General features: G+C 72.1%; 25 protein-coding genes. 12 read left to right on the forward strand and 13 right to left on the reverse strand.

All coding sequences use genetic code 11. The features are described from left to right. Positions 1-76 precede the first annotated feature (76 nt). Entirely contained in the window at positions 77-601 is a 525-nt protein-coding gene (locus tag OG386_RS40975; RefSeq protein WP_328792396.1) for a VOC family protein, read from the forward strand. On the opposite strand, the gene OG386_RS40980 is transcribed toward OG386_RS40975, so the two are convergent. Continuing rightward, positions 598-1,626 carry a hypothetical protein gene (locus OG386_RS40980; protein WP_328792398.1) on the reverse strand — a complete coding sequence of 343 codons (1,029 nt, stop codon included), beginning with the start codon at positions 1,624-1,626 and terminating at the stop codon, positions 598-600. The genes OG386_RS40975 and OG386_RS40980 overlap by 4 nt on opposite strands. A 210-nt stretch (positions 1,627-1,836) precedes the next feature. Beyond that, positions 1,837-2,664 (reverse strand): DUF2182 domain-containing protein, encoded by an 828-nt coding sequence (locus OG386_RS40985; protein WP_328792399.1) that lies wholly within the window; start codon positions 2,662-2,664, stop codon positions 1,837-1,839. A gap of 198 nt (positions 2,665-2,862) precedes the next feature. Here OG386_RS40985 and OG386_RS40990 point away from each other — a divergent pair, with 198 nt between their 5' ends. The 3 genes from OG386_RS40990 (at position 2,863) to OG386_RS41000 (ending at position 4,840) form a co-directional block, all read left to right on the forward strand. Continuing rightward, positions 2,863-3,516: a DUF1326 domain-containing protein gene (locus OG386_RS40990; protein ID WP_327387654.1), complete on the forward strand. Its 654-nt coding sequence runs from the start codon at positions 2,863-2,865 to the stop codon at positions 3,514-3,516. A gap of 131 nt (positions 3,517-3,647) precedes the next feature. Further along, entirely contained in the window at positions 3,648-4,112 is a 465-nt protein-coding gene (locus OG386_RS40995; protein WP_328792400.1) for a hypothetical protein, read from the forward strand. Beyond that, on the forward strand, positions 4,109-4,840 hold the full coding sequence (locus OG386_RS41000; protein WP_328792401.1) for an RICIN domain-containing protein: 732 nt from the start codon (positions 4,109-4,111) through the stop codon (positions 4,838-4,840). Before OG386_RS40995 ends, OG386_RS41000 begins: the two co-directional genes overlap by 4 nt. Here OG386_RS41000 and OG386_RS41005 read toward each other — a convergent pair. Further along, positions 4,837-5,868 (reverse strand): hypothetical protein, encoded by a 1,032-nt coding sequence (locus OG386_RS41005; RefSeq protein ID WP_328792402.1) that lies wholly within the window; start codon positions 5,866-5,868, stop codon positions 4,837-4,839. The genes OG386_RS41000 and OG386_RS41005 overlap by 4 nt on opposite strands. 788 nt (positions 5,869-6,656) lie before the next feature. On the opposite strand from OG386_RS41005, the gene OG386_RS41010 reads away from it, so the two are divergent. Further along, positions 6,657-8,228 carry a S8 family peptidase gene (locus OG386_RS41010; protein ID WP_328792403.1) on the forward strand — a complete coding sequence of 524 codons (1,572 nt, stop codon included), beginning with the start codon at positions 6,657-6,659 and terminating at the stop codon, positions 8,226-8,228. Positions 8,229-8,535: 307 nt separating this feature from the next. Then, complete coding sequence (rox, locus tag OG386_RS41015) at positions 8,536-9,963, forward strand: rifampin monooxygenase (RefSeq protein ID WP_328792404.1); 1,428 nt, start codon at positions 8,536-8,538, stop codon at positions 9,961-9,963. Between the two features lie 163 nt (positions 9,964-10,126). Here rox and OG386_RS41020 read toward each other — a convergent pair whose 3' ends face one another. Further along, positions 10,127-11,311: an IS701 family transposase gene (locus OG386_RS41020; RefSeq protein WP_328793536.1), complete on the reverse strand. Its 1,185-nt coding sequence runs from the start codon at positions 11,309-11,311 to the stop codon at positions 10,127-10,129. A 160-nt stretch (positions 11,312-11,471) separates the two neighbouring features. Between OG386_RS41020 and OG386_RS41025 the strand changes: the two genes are divergently transcribed. From OG386_RS41025 to OG386_RS41035, 3 genes are all read left to right on the forward strand, one after another. Continuing rightward, positions 11,472-11,837 carry a hypothetical protein gene (locus tag OG386_RS41025; RefSeq protein WP_328792405.1) on the forward strand — a complete coding sequence of 122 codons (366 nt, stop codon included), beginning with the start codon at positions 11,472-11,474 and terminating at the stop codon, positions 11,835-11,837. A gap of 141 nt (positions 11,838-11,978) precedes the next feature. Then, the gene (locus OG386_RS41030) at positions 11,979-12,893 is read left to right on the forward strand and encodes an AraC family transcriptional regulator (RefSeq protein WP_328792406.1); all 915 of its coding nucleotides are present in this window, start codon (positions 11,979-11,981) and stop codon (positions 12,891-12,893) included. A 156-nt stretch (positions 12,894-13,049) separates the two neighbouring features. Then, complete coding sequence (locus OG386_RS41035) at positions 13,050-13,799, forward strand: SDR family oxidoreductase (protein ID WP_328792407.1); 750 nt, start codon at positions 13,050-13,052, stop codon at positions 13,797-13,799. A 50-nt stretch (positions 13,800-13,849) separates the two neighbouring features. On the opposite strand, the gene OG386_RS41040 is transcribed toward OG386_RS41035, so the two are convergent. From OG386_RS41040 to hemC, 4 genes are all read right to left on the reverse strand, one after another. After that, complete coding sequence (locus tag OG386_RS41040) at positions 13,850-14,167, reverse strand: hypothetical protein (RefSeq protein WP_327387663.1); 318 nt, start codon at positions 14,165-14,167, stop codon at positions 13,850-13,852. A gap of 112 nt (positions 14,168-14,279) precedes the next feature. Continuing rightward, positions 14,280-14,843, reverse strand: coding sequence for a hypothetical protein (locus tag OG386_RS41045; RefSeq protein WP_327387664.1), 564 nt, complete (start codon positions 14,841-14,843; stop codon positions 14,280-14,282). A 59-nt stretch (positions 14,844-14,902) separates the two neighbouring features. Further along, positions 14,903-16,015: a helix-turn-helix domain-containing protein gene (locus tag OG386_RS41050; RefSeq protein ID WP_328792408.1), complete on the reverse strand. Its 1,113-nt coding sequence runs from the start codon at positions 16,013-16,015 to the stop codon at positions 14,903-14,905. Positions 16,016-16,537: 522 nt separating this feature from the next. Further along, a complete protein-coding gene (gene hemC, locus OG386_RS41055) occupies positions 16,538-17,470 on the reverse strand; it encodes a hydroxymethylbilane synthase (RefSeq protein ID WP_328792409.1) in 933 nt (310 codons plus the stop codon). A 417-nt stretch (positions 17,471-17,887) separates the two neighbouring features. Here hemC and OG386_RS41060 point away from each other — a divergent pair, with 417 nt between their 5' ends. Together OG386_RS41060 and OG386_RS41065 are read left to right on the forward strand one after the other, a co-directional pair. Then, the gene (locus tag OG386_RS41060; RefSeq protein WP_328792410.1) at positions 17,888-19,000 is read left to right on the forward strand and encodes a PP2C family protein-serine/threonine phosphatase; all 1,113 of its coding nucleotides are present in this window, start codon (positions 17,888-17,890) and stop codon (positions 18,998-19,000) included. Then, positions 18,997-19,677, forward strand: a complete 681-nt coding sequence (locus OG386_RS41065) for a M15 family metallopeptidase (RefSeq protein WP_328792411.1) — start codon at positions 18,997-18,999, stop codon at positions 19,675-19,677. The genes OG386_RS41060 and OG386_RS41065 overlap by 4 nt, the downstream gene beginning before the upstream one ends. A 22-nt stretch (positions 19,678-19,699) precedes the next feature. Here OG386_RS41065 and OG386_RS41070 read toward each other — a convergent pair whose 3' ends face one another. From OG386_RS41070 to OG386_RS41080, 3 genes are all read right to left on the reverse strand, one after another. Beyond that, on the reverse strand, positions 19,700-20,923 hold the full coding sequence (locus tag OG386_RS41070) for a cytochrome P450 family protein (protein ID WP_328792412.1): 1,224 nt from the start codon (positions 20,921-20,923) through the stop codon (positions 19,700-19,702). Between the two features lie 141 nt (positions 20,924-21,064). Continuing rightward, positions 21,065-22,297: an FAD-dependent oxidoreductase gene (locus tag OG386_RS41075; RefSeq protein ID WP_328792413.1), complete on the reverse strand. Its 1,233-nt coding sequence runs from the start codon at positions 22,295-22,297 to the stop codon at positions 21,065-21,067. A 159-nt stretch (positions 22,298-22,456) separates the two neighbouring features. After that, positions 22,457-22,930: a hypothetical protein gene (locus OG386_RS41080; RefSeq protein ID WP_328792414.1), complete on the reverse strand. Its 474-nt coding sequence runs from the start codon at positions 22,928-22,930 to the stop codon at positions 22,457-22,459. Positions 22,931-23,082: 152 nt separating this feature from the next. On the opposite strand from OG386_RS41080, the gene OG386_RS41085 reads away from it, so the two are divergent. Beyond that, positions 23,083-23,427: a peptidase inhibitor family I36 protein gene (locus tag OG386_RS41085; RefSeq protein WP_328792415.1), complete on the forward strand. Its 345-nt coding sequence runs from the start codon at positions 23,083-23,085 to the stop codon at positions 23,425-23,427. A 39-nt stretch (positions 23,428-23,466) separates the two neighbouring features. Here OG386_RS41085 and OG386_RS41090 read toward each other — a convergent pair whose 3' ends face one another. Together OG386_RS41090 and OG386_RS41095 are read right to left on the reverse strand one after the other, a co-directional pair. Beyond that, positions 23,467-23,979: a hypothetical protein gene (locus OG386_RS41090; protein ID WP_328792416.1), complete on the reverse strand. Its 513-nt coding sequence runs from the start codon at positions 23,977-23,979 to the stop codon at positions 23,467-23,469. A gap of 112 nt (positions 23,980-24,091) precedes the next feature. After that, positions 24,092-25,021: a 2-dehydropantoate 2-reductase gene (locus OG386_RS41095; protein ID WP_328792417.1), complete on the reverse strand. Its 930-nt coding sequence runs from the start codon at positions 25,019-25,021 to the stop codon at positions 24,092-24,094. Positions 25,022-25,027: the final 6 nt, after the last annotated feature.

Genomic DNA, 25,027 nt, shown 5'->3' on the forward strand with positions numbered 1-25,027 from the left:
GAACGAGGACAAGATCTGACCTCGTTCACGCCTACGGTGGTGGTGTCACGAGGAGCGACAGGAGAGGGAGAGGCCGATGGACCAGTTCGCCCCCGAGGGGTACACCAGCGTCGCGCCGTGGGTCGTCACCGACGACACGGGCGCGCTGCTCGACTTCATCACCGCGGCGTTCGAAGGCGAGGAGATCGCCCGGGTCGCGGTCGCGGACGGCAGCATCGGCCACGGAGAGATCCGGGTCGGCGACACGGTCGTGCTGGCCTTCGACCGGCGGCCCGACTGGCCGGTGACGCCCTCCATGCTGCGGATCTACGTGCGCGACGCGGACGCCGCCATGGCCGCAGCCGTCGCCCACGGAGCGCGCGTGGTCACCGAGGCCGCCGACAGCGCGTGGGGAGACCGCGGGGGCCGGGTGAGGGACCCGTTCGGCAACATCTGGTGGGTGATGAGCCGGGTCGAGGAGGTCGCACCGGACGAGGCCTGGCGGCGCATGTCCGAGCCGAAGTACGCCGCAGCCATGCGCACGGCCCAACAGACCCTGGACGCCGAACTCAGCGGCCGCCCCACCGGCGTGGCCAGCACCCCGCGGCGCCCGACCGGCTAGGAGGCCCAGTACGCGGCCCGCACCTCCCCCTCCGCGAAGTCCCGGCGCGGCAGACGCAGGCCGAGGGACTCCTCCAAGGCGTGGAAGTACAGCTCGAACGTGCTAGTCAGTTCGGGGTGGTCCAGCTCTGCACGACGCACGGCACGGTTGAGGAAGTCCAGCTCGCCGCCCCTCAGGTAGGGGGCACGGCCGCGCTCGTACCAGATCAGCTCCAGCACGCCCCAGTCGTCGTCGACGCGGCGACCGTCCCTCATGTAGTCGAAGGTGTAGATGGCCTTCGCGGAGGTGGCAGTCAGCCATACGCTCTCCTTGATCCCGAGCGCCGCGTACGCCTCCTTGTCGGCGAAGGACCCGGGCGGCGTGTCGTGGTGGAGCAGGAACGTCCACCCGCCTGCCCGCCCGAAACAGCAGCTCTCCCACTGGCGGTCCCAGTGGGCCCGACCGCTGTCCACGGCCTGCAGGTCCTTCAGGCGCGTACCGGCCGCGACCTGCGCGGGATCGGCCCCGTACAGCAGTGCCAGCCGCTCGGCGTCAATGGTTCGCCCGGGCGCCGAGCGGAAGAAGGCAAGGGTCGTGTACGGGGCCTGCTCACGCCAGGACCCGGCTATCCAGGCGAGCCCCTCCAGCGGGTCGCGGCCGCACGCCTCGACCGTCCCCGTGTCGTCCAGGCCGCCACTGCGGAACCGTCTGCCCCATACCGGATCGATCCGGTCCAGCGCGTCGGCCACCTCCTCGAGGCTGCCGCCGTGCCGACGCATCGCGGCCTCGGCGATCAGGTAAAGCGCCTGTTCGAGGTCGCGGGTGGCAAAGACCTCCTGGTAGGGACCGTGACGGCCGCGCACCGTGCCGTCTTCGTGTAGCAGCAGGCACAGGCCGTCGTCCTCCGTCTCCTCGGCGCGCCCGGCGCACTCCTCCAGCTCGTCGTCCGAGAGCGCCACGGGCGGCAGCCCGACCCCATCGAGCAGGGCGTGTCCGGCGGCCACCCGCTGCCAGGCCTCCGCAAGTGTCCGCTTGGTGATCTCCATGGCGTCAGCATAGGAAGGGTCACTGACAACCGGCCGACCCCCGCAGCCGGCTCGACACCCGGCCGCTCAGGACGCCCGCCCCGTCCTCGGCACCAGGCCTCGATGTTCTGGACCGAAGGCCCCACCCATCCCACTTGATCACGACTCAATACACCTAGGTCCTGTCGTCAAAGTGGCGTCGCGGGCCCGACGGGACTTTGACGACAGGGCCTAGGGGCGGAGCATGTCGGTCATGGGCGACTGGGGCGGGATCAAGCCCGGCAGCAGCCAGGGCTGGAAGAGGCTCAGTACCGCGAGCACGAGGAAGGCGGCCCCGACGACCTGCGAGAAGACGGGGCCCAGCCGCCAGAGCTTCTCCACGAAGATCACCACGGCCACCGCGGCCATGGCCAGGACGTTCATGACGCCCAGCGGGACGAGCACGACCATCAGCCCCCAGCAGCAGCCGACGCAGTACGCCCCGTGGTGCGCCCCGACCCGCAGGTCGCGCGCCCGGGGCCGGAAGCCCGCGTAGTGCACGAGCTGGCCCATCGGGCTCCGGCAGTGCCGTAGGCAGAGGTCCTTCCACGGGCCGAACTGGTACAGCCCGGCGATCAGGAAGGCTCCGGCGCCGATCCAGCGCCCGGCGCCCGGGCGCTCGTCCACCAGGGCCCCGGTCCCGGCGAGGAGCCCGTAGGCGATCAGGCCGAAGGCCGTCCAGGCCAGCAGGTACCCGCCGACGAACTGGGCGGTACGAGCCGCCCGCACGACTCCCGTGGGCGACTGGCGCCCGATCGCCCGCGCCCAGGTGACGGCCACCGGGGCCACCGACGGGAACATCATGGCGATCATCATGACCAGCCACAGCAGCAGGAACAGCGGGACGCCCATGCCCATGGTTCCCGGCTCGACCCCCATGCCACGGGCCTGGTCGACCACGAGCACCCACGCGAGGAGGGCGATCGACGCCATCACGGACCAGGCGAACGCGAGCTGCCGGGCCGACAGCAGGTTCGTCGGACGCAGAGGGGGTGACAGGGCCTTCCGGTCGAGGCGCACACCTCCAGCACATCACGGCGGACCTGCGCGTGCGCGCGGGAACACGTGTACGCGGAAAGCATCCGCTCCGCGTGACCCTGCGGTGGGACAATCGGAGTGGATACCCGTACGACCCGGGCGTGGGCCGGCGATGGTTCCCGGGGGCTTTGCCGTCCTACCGAGACCGACGTCCCGGCACGGTCACGAGGAGGCACGGAGATGTCCGAGACGACGGCGACCGTTCCCCGGTGGCACGCTGCGGGCGACTGGTTCGACACCTGCAAGTGCAACGTGCCCTGCCCCTGCTCGTTCGCACAGCTGCCCACCCACGGAGATTGCGACGGCATCCTGGCCTGGCACATCCGCGAGGGCCGTTACGGTGACGTACGGCTGGACGGCCTGAACGTGCTGATGCTGGCCTCGTTCGTCGGCAACATCTGGGCCGAGCACACGGACGCGTACGCCGCGGTCTTCGTCGACGAGCGCGCCGACGACGCCCAGCGCGAGGCGCTTCAGATGATCTTCGGCGGTCAGGCGGGCAGTTGGCCCGCCGAGATGGTGAGCATGATGGGCGCCGAAATGCGCGGCATGGAGTTCGCCCCCATCGAGGTCGAGGTCGCCGACGACCTCGCGAGCTGGCGGGCCGTGGTACCGGGCCGGGTCGAGGCGAGCGCGGCCGCGCTCACGGGACCGACGACCCCTGAGGGTGCGCGCGTCCAGTCGACCAACCTGCCGGGTGCGGAGACCGGACCGGGCCAGGTCGCGACCTGGGGTCGCTCGACGGTGGACCGCGCCGATGCCCACGGCTTCCTCTGGAGCCGCGAAGGCCGCTCCAGCAAGCACATCACCTTCGACTGGGCCGGACCCGACTAGCCAGGTCGTCTCCTCTTTCGGATGCGCCGCGAGGCGCGGTGCCGGCCTCGAAGCTGCGCGGCGCTGTTGACCCGCGGCCCGGTGGGGCTACCGTTGACGCTGTTGCCAGGGGACGGCGAAGGGGGAGCTTCATGCTGGACGAGGCGATGGTCGCATTGGCGGCTTCGGTCGGTTCGGGCGTCGTGCAGGCCGCCGGAACGGACGCCTGGTCGGCGTTGCGGAACCGGTTGGCCCGGCTGTTCGGCCGCGGGGACCGGCAGCAGGAGACCGTGCAGCTGGAACGCCTGGACCGGACCGCGGCCGAGCTGACGGCGGTCGGACAGGACGGCAACGGGCCGGAGGGGAACGGGAACGAGGAGCGGAGCAGGCACGGCGCGGCCTGGCGGACCCGTACCGAGGACTTGTTGGAGGGGCTGGATCCGGACGCACGGACCGCAGCCGCGGCGGAGCTCCGGGCACTGCTCGACGAGGCCGCACAGGCGGCGCGCCCGGCCGCCGGCGGAGCGGGGTTCACGGGGAACGTGTTCCTCGGCCCGACGGCGGCGCAGTCCGGGCACGGCAACATCCAGGTGAACCGGTTCCACTCCCGCCCGTGAGCGGGGCGGAGCCCGACGGGGGCGACGGCGGGCGCGGTGACGGCCGCCGCGGCGATACCTACCGGGGCCCGACCGGGGTACAGCGCGGCAGCGGGAACCTCCAGGTCAACTTCCACGAGCACCGCGCCGGCATCCTGTCGGCCTGCGCGGTCGCCCTGGTGTGCGTGGCCACCGTGATCGCCGTCCGGGTGGGCGGCGCGGACCCGGACACCGGGGCCGTCACCCCGCCCGCCAAGAGCACGGCCTCGTCCCCGGCACCGCGTCCGGGTTCGGGTACGGGTACGGGTACGGCGGATCCGTCGGTCCTCACCGGGCGGCTGGTCAACCACGACAGCAAGCTGTGCTTGCGGGTCCCCGGCACCGACGACGGCCTCGTCCCCGTGCAGGACACCTGCACCGACGCCGCCGACCGGACCTGGACGCTCGCCCTGCAGGACGGCGGCGGTGACACCCGCACGCTGCGCAACGCGCACAGCGGCCGGTGTCTGGCCGTGACGGGCTCGGAGAACTTCGCCCCGGCCCGTCAGTTCGCCTGCACCGCCGCCCGGAACGACGGGCAGCACTGGGAACTGCAGTGGGGGAGGGGCGACCGGGCCGACCAGTTCGTGCTGCGCAATGCCGTCAACGCCAAGTGCCTGACGGTCCAGGGCCGCGAGGCGGCCCGGCCCGCGGCGCAGACGTCCTGCGGCGACCACTACGACGACCAGTGGTGGCAGCTCGCCCCCTAGGGAACGTCTTGTCGGCGCAGAGGCACTCGAGCCCCTCGAGCCCCTCGAGCCGCGGGCCGAGCAGCGGCGTCGCCTCGGGCACGGGGCTCGGCGGTGCGGGCGTGCGGGCGGACGAGCGTCCGTAGCATCGCCGCGCCCGCCACCACCGCGCACCCGTGCAGCACCACCGCGACGGCGAGGTTCTCGGGCGGGCGTGCGCCGACCGGTTCGGCCCAGGCCACGTACAGGGTGATGGGCAACTTCCATCCGCTCCACGCGAACAGCGAACCCGACCCGACCCAGCCGAACACCAGGGGCAGCAGGCGCGGCAAGCGCGCAGGGCGTGCCCGGGCGATCATTCCGACGGCGGCGGAGGCGGCCAGCGCCCAGAATCCGGAGACCGCCCCCAGCACGTACCAGTCGGCGTTCCGTTCGACCGGGTGCGCGATGCCCGCCGTGCCGCCGGCCGCCCAGTAGAGCCAGAGCAGACCGACCGCCGCACCGACGACGGCCGCCCAGGGCAGGGCCGTGCGCGGGCCCCCGCCGATGCGCCCGGCGAACACGTCCGGCCAGCGGAGCCGCAGGTACGCGGGGACCGCGAGGGTCAGCCCCAGCCCCATCCCCACGAAGCCGAACTGGACCAGTAAGCCCTCCCAGACCGGCATGGCCGGATCGGTTGGATCGGCCGGACTCCCGGCCCCGCCGCCCTGTGTGTCGGCGCCCGTGTCCAGGAGCGCGCCGAGCACGCCGAACGGGAGTATCGAGACGAGGAACCCCGACCCCACCCACGCGCAGAACGCGACCGGCGCCCCCGGTATCCGCATGCCCCACGGCCGCACCAGCGCGAGCGCCAGTGCGATTCCGATCGCGGCCATGCCGACGGTGACGGTGTTGAGCACCACCCACTCCGCCTTGCCGAACCCGTTGCCGACCGGCAGCAGCCCCAAGAGCGAACCCACCACCCAGGACACCTTGATCAGCAGGTACGGCAGCAGCGCCAGTGCCGCCCCGTACGCGGCTCGCCGCCCGACCCGATCCCACCGTTCCACCCGAACTCCCCTTCCACCAGATGGAATCCCATCTTCGAGGTTGGCCCCGAGCGGTCGCATCCCCCGCCTGTCGCACTCGCCTCCCCCGTCCGAGGGAGGCGCCGGGATACCACAGGACCACCGGGTCGGGCCGGGCGAGGACGGCGAGCACGAAAATTTCACAACTCGGGTCGGACCGTGCGCAGTACGCGGCCACGGTGCTCCCGCGGGGTCGCCACCGTCGGCCGCGGCCGGCTCCGGCAGACGGCCGCAGCCCCGGATCCGCGTGCGTGCGCGCGCCCCGGCCCCGCACGGCGGGCTCGGCACGAGGCGTTCCCGTTTGGCGTGAACCCGCCCGGTCGGCGGCGCGGTCGAGGTGGGCCACTCCTCCGGGGCCACCGGGAACGTCCCAGGCCGCGGCGGCCCGGCCCCGTACTGCGGCAGCGAGTTCGATCCCCGCGGCCGGTCCGGGCAGCACGGCCGGGTCCGGCGGGAAATCGTGGTCGCGGGCGGACCGCGCACCGGGCAAGGCCGGGGTGTCGTCCGCGGGGCGGCACGCCTGCCCGCCCCGGGGCCGGTCCGACCGGTCCGTGCCTACGTCATGTGCGGAGCGCCTTTGCTCAATCATGACCGGGGCATGGCAGGAATGTTACGCATCCGTGGGCCTCTTGTGGGTGCGACAGGGCTGGGTCAACCTTTCGTAGGCGATAGCCGGTCGGGCTTCGCATTGTCATGGTCATGCCTAAATCCATGGCTCCGTCAGGTCGCTGCTCCACCCCGCAGCGTCCACCCAGAGGAGGACCCCCCACATGTCCGTGATGCGTCACACCCGCCGGAGGCTCGCCGGCATCAGCGCGACCGCAGTCGCCGCCCTCGCGCTCGGCGCGGCCGCCGCGTTACCCGCCTCGGCGGCCGACACCGGCGTGCAGGGCGTGATCGAGAACGCCGGTGCCGCCGGAACCGTCTCCGGCAGCTACATCGTGACCCTGAAGGACTCCGCCGCCCGCTCCACCGCCGACAGCGGCAAGGCGGTCGCGAAGCGGTACGGAGCGAGGATCGACAAGACCTACAGCGCCGCCCTCAACGGCTACTCCGTCGAGGTCTCCGAGGCCCAGGCGAAGAAGCTCGCCGCCGACCCGGCGGTCAAGTCCGTCGTGCAGAACCGCGTCTTCACCGTCGACGCGACCCAGCCCAACCCGCCGTCGTGGGGCCTGGACCGCATCGACCAGCGCGCGCTCCCGCTCAACCAGAGCTACACCTACCCGGACAAGGCCGGCGAGGGCGTCACCGCCTACATCATCGACACCGGTGTCCGCATCACGCACCAGGACTTCGGCAGCCGCGCCTCCTACGGCTACGACGCCATCGACAACGACAACACCGCCCAGGACGGCCACGGTCACGGCACGCACGTCGCCGGAACCGTCGCGGGCGGCGCGTACGGCGTGGCCAAGAAGGCCAAGATCGTCGGCGTCCGCGTGCTCGACAACAACGGCAGCGGTACGACGGCCCAGGTCGTCGCGGGCATCGACTGGGTGACCCGCAACGCGGTCAAGCCGGCGGTGGCCAACATGTCGCTCGGCGGCGGAGCGGACTCCGCGCTCGACACGGCCGTGCGCAACTCCATCGCCTCCGGCATCACCTACGGCGTCGCCGCGGGCAACGAGTCCACCAACGCCTCGACGAAGTCCCCGGCGCGCGTGGCCGAGGCCATCACGGTCGGCGCCACCACCAACACCGACGCCAAGGCCAGCTACTCCAACTACGGCACCGTCCTCGACATCTTCGCGCCGGGCTCCTCCATCACCTCCTCGTGGGGCACCGGCGACACGGCCACCAACACCATCTCCGGCACCTCGATGGCCACCCCGCACGTGGTCGGCGCGGCGGCGCTGTACCTGGCGCAGAACCCGGCCAGCACGCCCGCCCAGGTCCGCGACGGCCTGGTGGGCGCAGCGACCCCGAACGTGGTGACCAGCCCCGGCACGGGCTCCCCGAACCTGCTGCTCAACGTGGGTGAGGGCGGCACCGTCCCGCCCGGCAAGCGGTTCGAGAACACCGCCGACTACGCGATCAACGACAACGCCACCGTCGATTCGCCCGTCACCGTCGCCGGGGTCGCGGGCAACGCCCCGGCGTCACTGGCCGTCGCAGTCGACATCAAGCACACCTACATCGGTGACCTCAAGGTGGACCTGGTCGCACCCGACGGCACCGTCTACACCCTGCACAACCGCACCGGCGGCAGCGCGGACAACATCATCAAGACCTTCACGGTCAACGCCTCTTCCGAGGTCGCCAACGGGGTGTGGAAGCTCCGCGTGAACGACAACGCGAACGTCGACACCGGCAAGATCGACTCGTGGGCGCTCCAGTTCTGACACCGTGGAACGGCACGTGACTTCTGAGCCGCGATGAACGGGCGGGGGCGACCACAGGGCGGTCGCCCCCGCTGCGTTGCGTTCGGCAAAAAGAAAGGGCAAGGAGGTTACGCACTCCTTGCCACTTTCAAGATATAGCGCACGGGGGGCCTTGCGGCAAGACCCGGGTCGTGGAGCAGAATCTCCGATCGAAGCCAGAACCTGCCGTAATCAGGGATTCGCGAAGTGCGTACGGCCATGCCGACGTACGGGCCCGCGGGACGCGGGGCGGCTGGCGAGACGCAACCTGGGCGAATGGGGGATCTTGATGATTGACGTGATCGTCGTCGGCGGCGGGCCGACCGGTCTGATGCTGGCCTGCGAGTTGAGGCTGCACGGTGTGCACGTGCTCGTGCTGGAGAAGGAGACGGAGCCGACCCCGTACGTCCGCGCACTCGGCCTCCACGTGCGCAGCATCGAGGTGATGGCCCAGCGCGGCCTGCTCGACCGGTTCCTCGCGCACGGCCGGCGCTACGAGGTCGGCGGCTTCTTCGCCGGCCTCGGTACGTCGTGGCCCGAGCGGATGGACACTGCCCACTCGTACGTCCTCGGCATCCCGCAGACGATCACCGATCGCCTGCTGGCCGAGCGCGCCGCCGAGCTCGGCGCCGAGGTCCGGCGCGGCTGCGAACTGGTCGGGCTGAGCCAGGACGAGGACGGGGTGGGCGTCGAGCTGGCCGACGGTACGCGGCTGCGCTCGCGCCACCTCGTCGGCTGCGACGGCGGCCGCAGTACGGTGCGCAAGTTGCTCGGCGTCGGCTTCCCCGGCGAGCCCTCCCGGGTCGAGACGCTGCTGGGCGAGATGGAGTTGACCGCGGAGCCCGAAACGCTGGCCGCCGTGATGGCAGAAGTGCGCAAGACGCAGCTGCGGTTCGGCGCGGCGCCCTTCGGGAACGGGGTGTACCGCGTCGTCGTGCCTGCCGAAGGGTTGGCGCAGGACCGGGCCGTCCCGCCGACCTTCGAGGAGTTCAAGCAACGGCTGCGGGCCGTCGGCGGCACCGACTTCGGCGCGCACTCACCGCGCTGGCTGTCGCGGTTCGGCGACGCCACCCGGCAGGCAGAGCGCTACCGGGTCGGCCGGGTGCTACTGGCCGGCGACGCGGCGCACATCCATCCGCCGACCGGCGGTCAGGGCCTCAACCTCGGCGTCCAGGACGCCTTCAACCTCGGCTGGAAACTCGCCGCCGAGGTGGGCGGCTGGGCGCCGGAGGGGCTGCTGGACAGCTACGAGGCAGAACGGCACCCGGTGGCCGCCGACGTGCTGGACAACACCCGCGCGCAGATGGAGCTGATGTCCACGGAGCCCGGCGCCAGGGCGGTGCGCCGGCTGCTGTCCGAGCTGATGGAGTTCGAGGACGTCAACCGGTACCTGATCGAGAAGATCACCGCCATCGGGCTCCGCTACGACTTCGGCGGGGGCCACGACCTGCTCGGCCGGCGGATGCGGGACGTCGCGCTGAAGGGCGGGAGCCTGTACGAGCTGATGCACGAGGGGCGCGGACTGCTGCTGGACCAGACGGGCCGGCTCTCGGTGGCGGGCTGGGCGGACCGCGTCGACCACGTCGTCGACGTCAGCGAGGAACTGGACGTGCCCGCGGTGCTGCTGAGGCCGGACGGCCATGTGGCGTGGGTCGGTGACGATCAGCAGGACCTGCTCGACCGGCTGCCCACGTGGTTCGGCGCTGCCGCGGACTAGTACTGCAACGGTGTTTGCAGTGATGGTTTGTTGGGTTCTGGTGGTGTGTGGCCGTGTCGTTTGTAGTGGCTGAGGCGGGCTTGGAACTGTCGTCTGCGGCGCCAGTTTGACCAGTGCAGGACGTGCTCGATGGGTGCTGGGCGGCGGTGGGTGAGGCGGTGGATCAGGCGTCGGAGTTCGGGGAGGGTGAGGGGTATGAGCTGGGAGGATCCGTTTCTGCTTTCCCTGTGTCAGCCTCGCGGGCCTTCAGGACGGTGAGGCAGGCGTGGGCGGCCATCGCGAGGGTCATGTGGCGGTGCCAGCCGTCGTAGCGGCGGACCTGGTAGTCGTCCAGGCCGCACTCCTGTTTCGCACTCTGGAAGCATTCCTCGACCGCCCACCGGCTTCCCGCGACACGGATGAGGTCGTCGAGTGTGGTTTCGGCTGGGCAGTAGGTGATGTAGTAGGAGATCTCCTCGGGCCGGCGGATGCTTCGGCGGGCGATCACCCAGTGCTTGCGGTCCTTGCGGTGCCAGGGCCGGACCTCCACCCTGGCCCAGTCGTAGGTCCTCGGGCCGTGGGCGCCGTCGCCGCAGGAACGGCGTTTCCATTTCTGCCGGGGCAGCCCGGGAAACAGGTCGTGGACGGGATGGTCCAGGGCCCAGCGGGAAACGACGGTGTCATGCCGGGTGGTGGCCATGACGTGGAAGACATCCGCCCGCTCGAGCTCGGTGCGCCAGCCTTTGGAGAAGCCGTAGGCGGCGTCCGCGGTCACCCAGCGGAACGGGATCTTCTCGGCGATCGCCCGGCGGACCATGGCCTTGGCCATCACCACCTTCGTCTCGAAGGCGATGGCGTCATCGATGCCGGCGGCCCGGCACCGTTCCCGATCGTCCGTCCATGACGTGGGCAGATACAGACGCCGGTCGATCAACGTGCGGCCCCGGCCGCTGGCATAGGCGAGGAATACCCCGATCTGGGAGTTCTCCGTCCGACCGGCGGTTCCGGAGTACTGGCGCTGGACCCCGGCCGAGCGGACACCCTTCTTTAGGAACCCGGTGTCGTCCACGATCAGCACCGCCTCCGGATCGCCGAGGTGCTCGACGACGTAGACCCGCACGTCGTCCAGGACCTCGTCCGCGTCCCAGTCGATCCGGTTCAGTAACCGGTGGATTCGATCTGGACCCGCATGCCCCGCTTCCTCCGCGAGCGTCCAACCGTTTTTCCGCTCCAACGGAGCTATCAGCCCCTGCATATAGGCAAGAGCCGACTCCCGCGGCTCTGACCTGGAGAAACGGTGCACAAACCGCTCATGCAAAGCCTTCAGTTCACCAGCCCACAACCGGGCATCAGCAAGTTCCCCACCCATGAACTGACAAACGATCCACCTGCCCAACCGTCACGGCAAACACCGTTGCAGTACTAGGTTCTGATGCGGACTGGTCATTTTCGGCCGTGCGCGCCGAGAATGACCGTCCGAGAGCAACCGTCCCGACACCCGGGCGTCCCGACATCCCACGGAGAAGTGCATGGCAGCGCACGAGAGGGCGCGCCCCGGCCGGCAGCTGCCCGTCGCCTGGGCCCTCACCCTCGCCTTCGATGTCCTGGCCACTGTCCTGGCGTCAATCGGACTGTGCGGTCTCGGTCTCCTGCTGCCCGGGGTCGAGGAGGACTACGGTCCCGCCACCGGGCCCACCTCGCCCACGGCTCTCGCCCTCTTCGCGGCCGCCCTCGGGCTGATCGCGTCCCTGGCCGTGACGGCGACCCTGCTGTCACGGGCCGGGGCCGAACGGGCCCGACGCCTCCCGCTGTGGCTTTCCGCCGGCCGCCTCGCACTGCTGCTGCTCACCGCGGCGACGTTCGTCGCGTACGGCATCCTCGTGATCGAGCCGTGAGGGAGGGAGCGAGCGCGAGGGAGCGGGAGCTGATCCGTCCGACGCCGCCGACCTGCGAGAACGTAGAGCGATGCGCGCCGTTGCTTGCACGATCCTCGCACTCCCGGGAGATGTGAACGCAAAGGGTGCTGCAATGGGGGCATGTGCCTCGAAGAGCTCCGCACCCTGCTGGCGCGGCACGCCCGCCCCGACTGGACCACTGCCGTCGACGGCGTCCTGATCTCGAAGGTCGACCGGCCGGATCCGCCCGCGCCCTCCATGTCGGGCACCGTCCTGGCCGTCATCGCCCAGGGAGCCAAACGCATCGCGCTGGGCGAACGGGTCTACGAGTACGGAGCGGGGCAGTACCTGGTGGCATCCGTCGACCTGCCCGTCACCGGGCAGTTCACCCAGGCCGCCCCCGACCGGCCGGCCCTCGGCTTCGGCCTGGTGCTCGACCCGTCCGCCGTCGCCGAACTGCTGCTCCAGGCCGGTCCCGGGGACACCCCCCGGACCGCCTCGGGCGCCGCGCCGTCGGGGATGGCCGTCAGCGACGCCCCGCCGGCCCTGCTCGACGCGGTGGTCCGGTTGCTGCGCCTGCTCGACGAGCCCCGCGACCGGGCCGTGCTGGCCCCGCTGGTCAAGCGGGAGATCCTGTGGCGTCTGATCACCGGCGAGCAGGGGGCGGCCGTGCGCCAGCTCGGCCTCGCCGACAGCGGCCTCAGCCACGTGTCCCGGGCCGTGCGCTGGATCCGCGAGCACTACGCCGAGCCCTTCCGGGTCGAGGACGTGGCGCGGCTGTCCGGCATGAGCGTCTCAGCGTTCTACCGGCACTTCCAAGCGGTGACCGCGATGAGCCCCATCCAGTTCCAGAAGCAGATCCGGCTCCAGGAGGCCCGGCTGCTGCTCGCCACGCACCCGGGTGACGTCACGGGGGTCGGCCACCGCGTCGGCTACGACAACCCGTCGCAGTTCAGTCGCGAGTACCGCCGCCAGTTCGGCGCACCCCCGAGCCGGGACGCGGCCCGCCTGCGCAGCACCGTACGCGCCCCGGTCCCCGTCAGTGCCCTGCCCTGATCGAGGCCGGTGACCGGGGAGGATCGTGCAAGGAGAGGCGAGGATAGGTCTACTGTTCGTGCAGGTCAGAGCGATTCAATGGGATCAGAAGTTCTTCCGGGGAGCAGGAAAATGCCTGTCTGCCCGCGGATCCCTACCCATCGCAAGGGGCACACCATGAAGACCGTTCTGATCACCGGTACCTCCTCCGGCTACGGCCGGGAGACCGCACGCTACTTCCACGAGCAGGGGTGGAACGTCATCGCCACCATGCGGACGCCGCGTACGGGCGTCCTGCCCGAGTCGGACCGGCTCCGCGTCGTCGAGCTCGACGTGACCGAGCCCGCGAGCATCAGTGCCGCGCTCGATGCGGCGGGGCCCGTCGACGCCCTGGTCAACAACGCGGGCGTCCCCTCGATCGGAGTGTTCGAGGACACCCCCATGGCCCGGGTGCGGGAGGTCTTCGAGACCAACACATTCGGCGTGATGGCGATGACACAGGCGGTACTGCCCCGGTTCCGCGAGCGCGGATCCGGCGTGGTCGTCAACGTGACCTCCAGCGTGGTGCTGGGCCACATGCCGCTCTCGGCCGTCTACAAGGCGAGCAAGATGGCCGTCGAGGGGTTCACCGCGTCCCTCGCACTCGAACTCGCGCCCTTCGGCGTACGGGCCAAGACGGTCGAGCCGGGTGCCTGCCTGACGACGAACTTCGGGCGCAGGGCGACGAACGGCGAGTCGCCGGCCGAACTGGTTCCGGCGCCCTACGCGGCCTTCGCGAAGAAGGCCATGGAGGAATTCATGGGCCAGGACCTCTACACCAGGGAGAGCGACGTCGCCGAGACCGTGTGGCGGGCCGTCCACGACACGACCGGCCAGCTGCGATTCCCGGCCGGTGCGGACGCGGTGCGGCTCGCCCAGGCGAAGTGACCGACCGGCACCTGGCGGCCGGTGCCGGCACCCCGCCGCCGCGGGGTCGATCAGGGAGCCGGCGCGCGCGGGACCCGGCGGGCTTCCTCCGGCAGGTCCTGAGGGACCGTGGCGGCCCCGTCGGCGCGTACGGCGTCCACGACGGTCTGATGCAGGAGGCGGCTGAACTCCTCGGACTCGCAGCGCACGGGACTGCCGGTCACGGTGAACCAGTCCGAGCCGCCGCTGTACTGCACCGCCACGTGGGCCTCCGGGTCCGACCAGGTGGTGTGCACGGTCAAGTCGCCCGTGAGGACTCCCGCCTCGTCGGTGCGTACTCCGCCCCGTCCGGCGAAGACTCCTGTCGTCGTCCACGAAGCCCAGGTCATGGCGCATCGCCCCTCACCGCGGAGTGCCTCTGATGCTTCCACGCTACGGCGGCTCCGGGAATCTCGCGTCCCCGCGGCAGCGCGGGACGGCCGGGCGGCCCGGTGGCGGCGATCAGTGGCCCGCGGCGGCCTTGACCAGGGCGACCGCGGTGCCGATGGCCGCGTCCAGGGTGCCGGCCAGCAGGGCCAGGCCCGTGCCGCCGCCCATGCGGATGCCGCCGTACCACCCCCAGGTGAACAGTCCGGCGACGCTCACCCCGGCCGAGACCAGCAGGGCGGTGTCCACCGCCATCAGCCCGAGCGCCGCCGCACCGATCAGGACCAGTGGTCCCGCGGCGGACAGCAGCAGGGGGCTGCTGACGGACAGCATGCGGCGCAGCTCGTGGCCGGTCGCCAGACGGCCGTGGACGACGCGGTGGGCCTGCTGGTCCGCGACCAGCGCGGCCAGCCAGAGGCCCAGCGCGGTGGTCACGACGGTCGCGGCGGCTCCGGTGACGCTGACGTGATCGGAGGCCGCGAGCCCGAGGGCCACAGAGATCATGGTGATGGTCGCGTACAGCCGCTCCTTCAGCCGCGCGGCCGCGAAGTGCGGATCGCGATCGAAGGCCCGCTCGTCGTCGGCGCCGGGGATGGCACCGCCGGGGGACCCGGCCGGGGGCGTCTCGTCAGGGGCCATGCCGCCTACGGTAGGGCCGGCCGACGGCCCCGCCCCGCAGGCGGGCGGACAGCGCGCCGTCATGGGGTCGATCTGGTCACGGACCGGGCCAGCGGGCCACGGCTTTGCGGGGCGGGCTCCCCGGACGTGCCGGCCGGGTCCGGGCGACCGGTGCGGCGCAGGGCGGCGGGCGTGGTGCCGTACCAGCGCAGAACCGCCCGGCGCAGGGCGCGCGCGTCGGCGTAGCCGCTGCGGGCGGCGATCGCGTCGATGCTGAGGTCGGTGCTGTGGAGCAGCCGTGTGATGTGGTCCCGGCGCGCGGCCTCCACCTCGTTGCTCCACGTGGTGTCGTGTTCGTCGAGGCGGCGCTGGAGGGTCCGCGGGCTGACGGCCATGCGTCGTGCCACCGCCAGCAGCGTCGGAACGGTCTCGTCGTGGACGGAGGCCAGCGCGGTGCGGAAGAGGTCCAGCCAGCTGTGCAGCGGGATCGCGGTGGCCAGGGTCTGGTCGGCGTGTCTGCGCAGCACGGTGGACAGGCCGGGCTGCGCGTGCGGTGTCGGCCCGGTCAGGTCGGCGGCGAGGAACGTGAGGGAGCTGCTCGGGGCCTCGAACTCGATGTTGCGGGTGCCGTACAGCTCGATCAGGGCGTCGTGCCGGCGGGGTGTCCCGGCGGCCAGGGTGACCCGGAGGGGGACGAGGCGGCGCTGTGCGGCAGCGCTGAGGCGCCGTTGGTACAGGCCGAGCGCAAAGGCGCGGATGGCGCAGGCAGGCTCGTAGCCCTGATCCGCCTCGTTGACGTGGCTGATCACGATCTGCCCGCCGTCCTCGGTGATCCGCAAGGTGTCGGTGCCGGGGTCGGCGACGATCGAGAGGTAGGCGGCGGCGTCCCGGATCCCCTCGAGCGGAGTGGGCGCCGAGGTGATCAGGTAGTCCCAGACGCCGAGGGTGCCGATGCTCGACTGCTCGGCCAGCAGGAGGGACAACTCGGTCCAGGGCACGCGGACGGTCGTCAGTTCGGCGATGCGGATGCCCGTGGCCGCGGGCGTCCGGCACAGGTCGTCGTTGAGGTGCTCGGGCGCCAGGCCCAGCAGGTGTGCGTACCCGTGCGCGGGTATGTCGAACAGGCGCGCCGCGGTGATGCTCAGCCGGGTGATGGCGGAGGAGGTGGTTCCGTGGTGTGCTCGCGTGATCACAGGGGCCGAGCATAGACGAGCAGGAACGTCCAGGTCATCAGCCCGGACCGGCGCAGGACGTCCCCAACTCGGCCCGTGGAGACTCACCGTGGCGCGGACGGTCCCCTGGCTGGCGTGAGCTGCCCTGGCCCGACGGTTCGCGCGGCCATAGCGTGGTGATCGTTCTCGCGGGGTGCGGACGGCCGGCCCGCCGGCCAGGTGCACCGCGCCGAAGAGCCGCTGCCCGAAAGCGCTTTCCGCGTCCGAGGGCCTGCCAATGATCCGTTCTACGAGGAGTGTCCGTGGAGTTGACCCGAAACGACGTCGCGCTGGCCGCTTTGGTTCCGGCCCCGGCGGCCGCACACGACACCGTCACCGTGTCCGTCACGACGGCGCCGCGCCCGGCGTGACGTCGGCCGGGCGCCCGGCGAACGCACTGCCCCGGACGGGGGTCTGGGCAGTGCGGGGGACCGACGAGGGCCGAGCACGGCCGTCGGCCCGCGCCGGGTCCGTCCGGACGCACTGACCCGCACGGGGGTGGGGTCAGTGCGGAATGCTGTCGATCAGTTCTCGGGCACCCTGCCGGAGGAGGGCGACGGCTACGGACGTGCCGAGGGTGGCCGGGTCGAGGCGGCCCGCCCACTCGTGCGCGTTCAGCACCTCCTTGCCGTCCGGCGAGAACACGCAGGCGCGCAGGGAGAGGTCCCCTCCGCGTTCCGCCCGCGCGTACCCCGCGATCGGGCTGTTGCAGTGGCCCTGGAGGACGTGGAGGAGCATCCGCTCGGCGACCGTCTCGCGATGCGTGTCCGGGTGACCGAGGGCGCTGACGGTGTCGATGAGCTCGGCGTCGTCCTCCCGGCACTGCAGCGCGAGGACGCCGGCGCCGATCGGCGGCATCAGGGTGTCCACGGCGATGATCTCCGTGATGGCGTCCGCGCGGCCGATGCGGTGGAGTCCGGCGACGGCCAGGAGGAGCGCGTCCGCCTCACCGGCGGCGAGCTTCTCCAGGCGCCTGTTGGCGTTCCCGCGCATCGGCACGCACTCCACGTGCGGGTACGCGGCGGCGAGCTGGGCGATCCGGCGCACGGAGGAGGTCCCGATGCGGGTGCCGGGCGGGAGCCGATCGAGGGTGAGCCCCTGCGGGTGGATCAGGGCGTCGCGGATGTCGTCGCGTTCCAGGAACGCGGCGAAGACGGTTCCGGCGGGCAGCGGACGGTCGGCCGGGACGTCCTTGACGCAGTGCACGGCGAGGTCGGCCTCACCAGCGAGGATCGCGGCGTCGACCTCCTTGGTGAACGCGCCCTTGCCCTCGACCTGTGAGAGGTCTCCCATCCACTTGTCGCCGGTGGTCTTCACCGGCAGGACGGTGGTCCTGATCCCCGGGTGGAGTGCGGCGAGCTCGGCGCGGACGCGCTCCACCTGGGCGAGGGCCATCGGTGAATCGCGGGAGACGATACGGATCAGATCAGCGGGCATGCGGGCACGATACGCCCTCGCGCCCGGCCGGCGGGCATCGGCGCCGGGGGCCATCGGCCGTGCGGGGTAAGCGAGTTGGCTGTCTCGGTAACGTGTTCGAGGGACCCGGTGTGCGGCGCCCGGTCCCCCGGAACGCGGGCGGCCCACGGAGTCGATCGACCCCGCCCCGTGAGCCCGGAGGCCCGCGGGGCGCGGCGTGCGTGCCCGTGACCGGTACTCCTGCTGGAATGGCTGCTTCGGCGGTCCGTGGCGAGGAGGTCCGTTGCCGGAGCGTGGCGGGGGGCCCACCGGGTCCGCGGGTGGGCCCGAGGGGCTGTGGGCACGTGTCCGGGCGGCCGAGGCCGCCGTCGGACAGATCGGTACGACCCTCGACGCGGTGACCACCTGCCGGGAACTGGCCGTTTCCTGTCCCGGAACGTGTGCGACGCGGTCGCCGTGGACCTCATGGCGGAGGACGGTGGTTCCCACCGCGCGGCGACGGCGGGAGCCGTCGGGCTGCTGACGGCAAGCGTGGACGCACCGCCCGCGGTACGGGCGTCGGACGGCGGACACCAGCTCTCCGAGTGGGCGACGGTCGCCGACGGCGTTCCGGTCCATGTCCTCTCCGTCCCGCTGCCGGACGGGGAACGGGTCCACGGAATGCTGACCGCCGTACGGGCCCGGGCGGGGTTCGGCGACCACGAGGCGGCGACGGTCCACTTCGCTGCCCGGCTGGCGGCGGTGCACCTGGGGCACGCGCGGCAGCTGGCCGCCACCGAGGACACCGTCTCGCACCTCCAGCGGGCGCTCGTATCGGAACCGGGCCGCCCGCACCCCAACCTGGAGGTGGCCAGCCGCTATCTGCCGGCCGGCCCCCGGGCGCTGGTGGGAGGCGACTGGTTCGAGACGATCCGCCTCCACTACGGGCGCACCCTCCTCGTCGTCGGAGACGTGATGGGCCACGGGCTCGACGCGGCCGTGGACATGAACGCGTACCGCTCCACCCTGCGGGACGTGGCCTCGACGGACCTCGCCCCGCACCGCGTCCTGCGCCAGCTCGACGCCCTGGCCGCCGGCGACGCGACCCGCAGGCCGGCGACCTGCCTGCTCGTACGCGTCGATCCCGCGCGCGGCGTCGCGATGTTCGCCGGTGCCGGCCACCTGCCACCGGCGGTCTTCGGGGCCGACGGTTCGGCCTCGCTGGTCGACGTCCCGGTCGGCCCGCCGCTGGGCACCGGCATCGGCGGCTACGAAGCCGTCACGCGCGCGATCACACCCCAGGAAACCCTGCTGATGTTCACCGACGGGCTGGTGGAGCGGCGGGGCGAGGACATCGACGTCTCGCTGGCCCGGCTGGTGGCGGTGCGGCCCCCGGTGGGGGCGGGAGCGGACGCGGTGGTGGACGCCGTCGTGGAGGGCCTCGACGCCCAGCACGCGGAGGACGACGTCGCCGTACTCGCCGCCCGCGCCCGTCCCCGCCCGCCCACGGACCTCGGAGCCGTCCCCTCCGGCATGCCCGGAGGGCCGGGCCAACCTACGGTGGAACGGTGAGCCATCGCCTCGCCTGCGTGGCCCTGACCGGCACCCTCTGCGCGACGGCGTTGTCATGCACAGGGGCATTGCCCGAGGCGCACTTCCAGGTCGCGCGCCAGCCCGCGGTGAAGACGCTGTCCGCGCACGTCACGGCCGTCCCCCCGGAGAAGCTGGCCGCCACCCACCACCCCGGCTGTCCCGTGTCGCCGGGGCAGCTCCGGCTCGTCCGGATGAACCACTGGGGCTTCGACGGCAAGGTGCACCGGGGCGAACTGGTGGTCCACGAGGACGTGGTCGCCCCGGTGCTGCGGGCCTTCGGGAAGGCCTTCGCCGCCCGCTTCCCGATCCGCCGGATGCGGGTGATGTCCGAGTACGGCGGCAGCGACGCCGCGGCGATGGCCGACGACAACACCTCCGCCTTCAACTGCCGGCAGGTCACCGGAGACCCGAGCCGGATGTCCCGGCACTCCTGGGGCGACGCCATCGACATCAACCCGGTCGAGAACCCGTACGTCGACGTCCGGGGCACCACCCATCCGCCCAACGGCCGCAGCCATCTCGACCGCGGCCGCACCAGCCCCGGGACGATCACCCCCGACGGGGTCGTGACCCGGGCCTTCCGGGAGGTCGGCTGGTACTGGGGCGGTCGCTGGAGCCCGCCGGACTACCAGCACTTCTCCGAGGACGGCGGCTGAGGCCGCCCGGGGGCGGCCGGCCTCAGCCGCCCGGGGTGAAGGTCACCGGCAGGCTCTCGGGTCCGCGCAGTCCGCCGGGGCGCCGGCGGATCCCGTCCGGGTCCGCGGCGAGGGCCAGCCCGGGGAGCCGGCGCAGGACCGTGCCGATGGCGATCTGACCCTCCAGCCGGGCCAGGGGAGCTCCCAGGCAGTAGTGGATGCCGTGCCCGAACGCGAGGTGGGCATTGTCCTGCCGGGTGATGTCGAGGCGGTCGGGGTCGGGGAACCGCTCGGGGTCGCGGTCGGCGACGGCCGAGCCGATCAGGACGGTCGCACCGCGCGGGACGGCCACCCCGGCGATCTCGACGTCCTCGCGCGCGAACCGCGCGATGCCGGGACTGACCGGGCCGTCGTAGCGGAGGAACTCCTCGATCGCGCCCGGCAGCAGGTCGGGGTCGCAGCGCAGCAGCTCGAGCTGGTCCGGGTGGGCCAGCAGCGTGGCGATGCCCGTGCCGATCAGGTTGACCGTGGTGATGTAACCGGCGACGAGCAGCAGGAACACCATGGCGATCAACTCGGCCTCGCTCAGCCGCTGCTGCGCATCGCGGGCGGTGACGAGGTCGCTGAGCAGGTCGTCGCCGGGTTGCGCCCGTTTGGCGTGGACGAGCCCCGTCAGGTAGGCGCGCATGTGCTGCCACGCCTCGTTCACCACGGCGGGATCGGGCGGCTCCGCACCCCGCCTGAGCATCCGGTCGGTCCAGTGCTGGAAGTCGTGGCGTTCGTCCACCGGGACGCCGAGCAGTTCGCTGATCACCGTGACCGGGAGCGGCAGCGCGAAGTCCGCCACCAGGTCGGCGCGGCCGGCCGGGGCGACCGCGTCCAGCAGGCCGTCGGTGATGGCCTGGATCCGTGGCCGCATCTGCGCCACACGGCGGGCGGTGAACGCCTTGGACACCAGGCGGCGCAGACGGGTGTGGTCGGGCGGGTCGCTGCGGAGCATGTTGCTCAGCATCGAATCGCGTTCCGTATCGGGCAGTTGCCGCAGGATCCGGCTGTCCGAGGCATCGCGTACGTCACTGCTGAGGCGGGCGTCGGACAGGGCCGCGAGACCGTCCTCGTAGCGGGTGACGAGCCAGGCGTCCAGGCCGCCCGCGACGACGACGCGGCGCACGGGGCCCTCCTCGCGCAGCTGCTGGTACAAGGGGAACGGATCCGCGACGAAGGCGGGGTCGGCGTAGGGCAGAAGGGTCGGCTGCTGCTCGCTCATGAGGCCTCCCGGAGCGTGTCGTCCTCGCTGTGGTAGCGAGGTTATCCGCCTGACCATCCCGATACGTCGCTTTTCGGCCTCGGGCGAGGTGGGGCCGAGGCGGGGCCGAGTCGGGACGGGCCGGGGCGGACCGGGTCGAGGTCAGCGGAGCGATTCCCCCGGGGGCCGCTCGCGCAGGGCTCCGTAGGCGAGGAAGTAGGCCGGCAGCCGGTTCAGCCGGCGCGAGTCGGTGAGGAGTTCGGTCAGCCGCTTCGCCCGCCGGGGATCTCCGAACGCCGAACGGCCGGCCAACAGCGGCCCGATGACCTTGGCGTGCGCGAGGCGCTGGAGCCCCTGGGTCGCCACGGTGGTGGGCAGACGCCGCCACTGCACGCGGCGTACGTCCCGCAGCCCCACGGTGCCCTCGCGCAACGGGCCCACGAGGTGGCGGGCCGCGGCCACCGCGTCCTGCACGGCGAGGTTGATGCCGATGCCGAACACCGGCGACATGGCGTGGGCGGCGTCCCCGATGCACAACAGCCCCGGTCGGTGCCAGCGGCGCAGCCGGTCGAGCCGTACGTCGAGCAGTTTGACCTCGTCCCAGGAGGTGACGGCACCGGCCCGGTCGGCCAGCCAGGGGACGGCGTCCGCGAACTGCGCCATGAACGACTCCAGGCCCTCGGCGCGGCGCCCGGCGTCGGACCCCTTGGGGATGAGCCCCGCACACTGCCAGTAGTCGCCGCGGTCGATGAGGGCGACGAACAGCCGGTCCCCGAGGCCGCCGACGAGCCCGCTGGGGTCCTCCTCGCGCCGAGGCACCCGGAACCACCAGGCGTCCATGGGGCACGGGAACTCCTCCAACCCCAGCTCGGGCAGGGTTCTGGCCAGCGAGCCGCGTCCGTCGCAGGCCACGGTCAGCGAGGCCCTGAGCTCACCGGTGCCACCGTCCGAGGTCCGGTACCGCACGCCCGTGACCCGTCCGCGCTCGATCAGGAAGGACGTCGCCTCGGTGTTCATGCGCAGGTGGAAGGAGGGCTCCCGGCCCGCTTCGTCGGCGAGCAGGTCGAGCAGGTCCCACTGCGGCACCATCGCGATGTAGTTGTACTTCCCCCGCAGCGCCCCGATGTCCCCGACCGTGACGAGGGACCGGTCGGGTGCGATGGGCAGCTGCACCGTGCTGACCCGTCGCTGGGGCAGCCGGGCGAAGCGCTCCGCCAGGCCGATGTCGTCCAGCAGCGACAGGGTGGACGGGTGCACGGTGTCGCCGCGGAAGTCGCGCAGGAAGTCGCCGTGCTTCTCGAGCACGGTCACTTCGACCCCGGCCCGGGCCAGCAACAGGGCCAGCACCATCCCGGCGGGCCCTCCTCCCACCACACAGCAGGTGGTCCGTTCCATGCAACCCACTCCCTTCGCCGGCATCGGGTCACCCCGGAGGACATATACCGCACCCGGGGCGCCGCCGACGGTAGCGGCGAGGAGCCATCCGGGTTCCATGAGATGGCCTGGCCTGGCCGGGCGTGGGCCGCCGGCGTCGCTGTACCGAGGAAGGAACGGTCACCGGAGGCCAGGACGCGTGCCGACCCCGTCTCCGACGTCGCTGACCCAGACGCTCAAGGGGACCTCCGGCTCGAACTCGGCCTGTTCCGCCTCGTTGTTCACGTCCTCCGGGTCCGACCATGGGACGAAGCCGGAGTCCTCGTCGGTCAGGTACTCCGCGACGATCGCGTCGAGATCGTCGGAGGCCGCGTAGAGGCCGCCGAACGGCAGGGCCTGCGGGGACACGGAGCCGGTCGAGCACCGCAGTTGCCCGGCCTGTGCGTCGTGCCATACGTAGAAGGTGGCCACCCCGCGATGGCCCGTCTCGCGGACGCGGCCGCGGATGGCAGCGGCAGTGCGGTGGAAGGCGGCCACCACCTCGGTGACGCTCAACGACGCGCGGCCCTCCTCGTCCGCGCTGAGCAGCCAGGTGTTGGTCTCCACCTCCGTGCGCCGATCAGCCGGGTTCAGCGTCAAGGGCTCTTGCGCCACTTCGGATATCCATGTCAACAGCACCACAGAAGTATCACCGCAACGTTCGGGGAGATGTGGTGAAGAGGCCCGGCGAATCGGGGCGTTGCCGTCCGCGCCGGCGCCCGGACGAGGACGATGGGAGACGAACGGGGACGAAGAGGAGGATCCGCATGAGGGCACGTCACTTGCGCACGCTGTTGGTCGTCGGCGCGGCGGCGCTGGTCTCACTCACTTCCGTACCACCCGCCCAGGCCCTGCCCGCGTGCCCGGCCAACGCGATCTGTCTGTGGCGGTACCAGGACGGGACCGGGGACCTCTACGTCTGGCGCGGCGGCTACGTGGACCTCCCCAGCAGGTTCGTGAACCACGTCGGGTCGTTCCGGGCCAACAGGAGCGGGGCCTTCATCGACTGGGCGACCGGCAAGGAGTGCCGACCGGTCCGCAGCGGCGACTACGCGAGCAACTACGGCGGCCGCTTCGGCTCGAAGATCGATGCGGTGGGCGACAACTGCTGACTCCGGAGGCGCGCAGCGCAGCCGGATGCGGTCCGGGTTTCAGTAGCGCAGGGCCGAACCGTTCTGCGCCGAGACCGTGCCCGACAGTTTGTGCGTGCTGCGGGCCGTTCCCTGCCCCGTGCCCTTCCCGGCGACGTCCGTGATCGTCACGACCACGGTGTCGACGAGATTGCCGCTCTCGTCCTTGAACTCGACCTGCACCGCGAAGGACTTCGTCGCGTCGTCGGTGTTCCGTGCGGTCACGGGGACCGTCGTGTATCCGTCGCCGTCGGTGGTCACCGCCCCCAGGGACACCTGGTCCTTGGCGTTCACCCCGTCCTTCACCCCGTCGAGCTTGTCCTTCGCTACGGCGGCCGCCGATTCGGCGGCCTTCGAGGCCTCGGCCGCGGCCGACGAGACCGCCTCGCCGGCGGACTTCACCGCCGACGCGGCGCTCGACACGGCGCCGGCCGGGTTGCCGTCACCGTCCGAACAGCCCGCGGCGCCGAGCGCCACTACCGACAGCACCACCGCACCTGCCGCACCACGCATCCACGCGACCGTCGTCACCATGCCTCCACGGGTGTTCCGGACCTACGGACCTCCCAGTCAAAGGCCCGGCTCACCCGGATGCCCGATGGGCGGGGCATCCGGGTGACCGCGGACGGACAGGGCCACGAGGGCCTCAGGGGCGTCCCGCGGCGAGGCGGTGTTCGTGGACGCGCAGCTGGAGGGCGGCGAGGTCCAGCAGGGGAGTGGCCACCCCCAGCGCGCGGGCGCGGAGGGTGAGGTCGGTCAGGACGTGGTCGGCCTCCGTCGGCGCCCCGGCGACGAGGTCGCGGTACAGGGACGGGGTGAGCGGGGAGCCGGTGCTCGTGAGCGTCGACGTGGTGAAGGCGCGCTCCGCCTCGGTCAGCGGGTGGCCCGCGGCCTCCGCCACCGCGGAGGTTTCGCAGATCAGCGCCGCGGCCAGGTCCGCGCCCCCCGGAACGGCGTTCACCTCTCCGACCGTGCCGCGCATCAGGCAGGTCAGGGCGACGAGAGCGGAGATGAAGACCCACTTGTGCCACATGGCCGCGACGATGTCCCCGGTCGCCGGTGAGTCGATGCCGGCCTCGGCCAGTACGCCGCGGATCGCGTCTACCCGGGCCGACGGGCGCGCGTCGAGCTCGCCGGTCAGGATGACCGCCGGCGGAGCCATGCGGAGGATGTCGCCGTCGTCGGTCAAGGTGGTGACCACCTTCGCGACGCCTCCCAGGACCGCTCCGGCCCCCAGGCGTGCGACGAGCGCGTGGAGGTGCGCGACCCCGTTCAGCAGGGGCACGACGGCGGTGTCGGAGCCGACCGCGGGCTCGATGTCCGCCAGGGCCGTGTGCAGGGCGGTCGCCTTCACCGAGAGCAGGACCAGGTCGTACGGTCCGTCCACGGTGCCGGCCGTCACCAGCTTCGGCGTGAGGCGGAGTTCCTCCCCCTGTCCCGCCACGCGCAGGCCGCGGGCCTCCAGGGCCTTCGCGCGGGCCGGTCGGACCAGGAAGGAGACGTCCTGGCCCGCCGTGGCGAGCCGGGCGCCGAAGAAGCCGCCGACGGCGCCGGCGCCGACCGTGAGGATCCGCATGAAGGG

It is taken from the genome of Streptomyces sp. NBC_00273 (assembly GCF_036178145.1).
Lineage (GTDB): Bacteria > Actinomycetota > Actinomycetes > Streptomycetales > Streptomycetaceae > Streptomyces.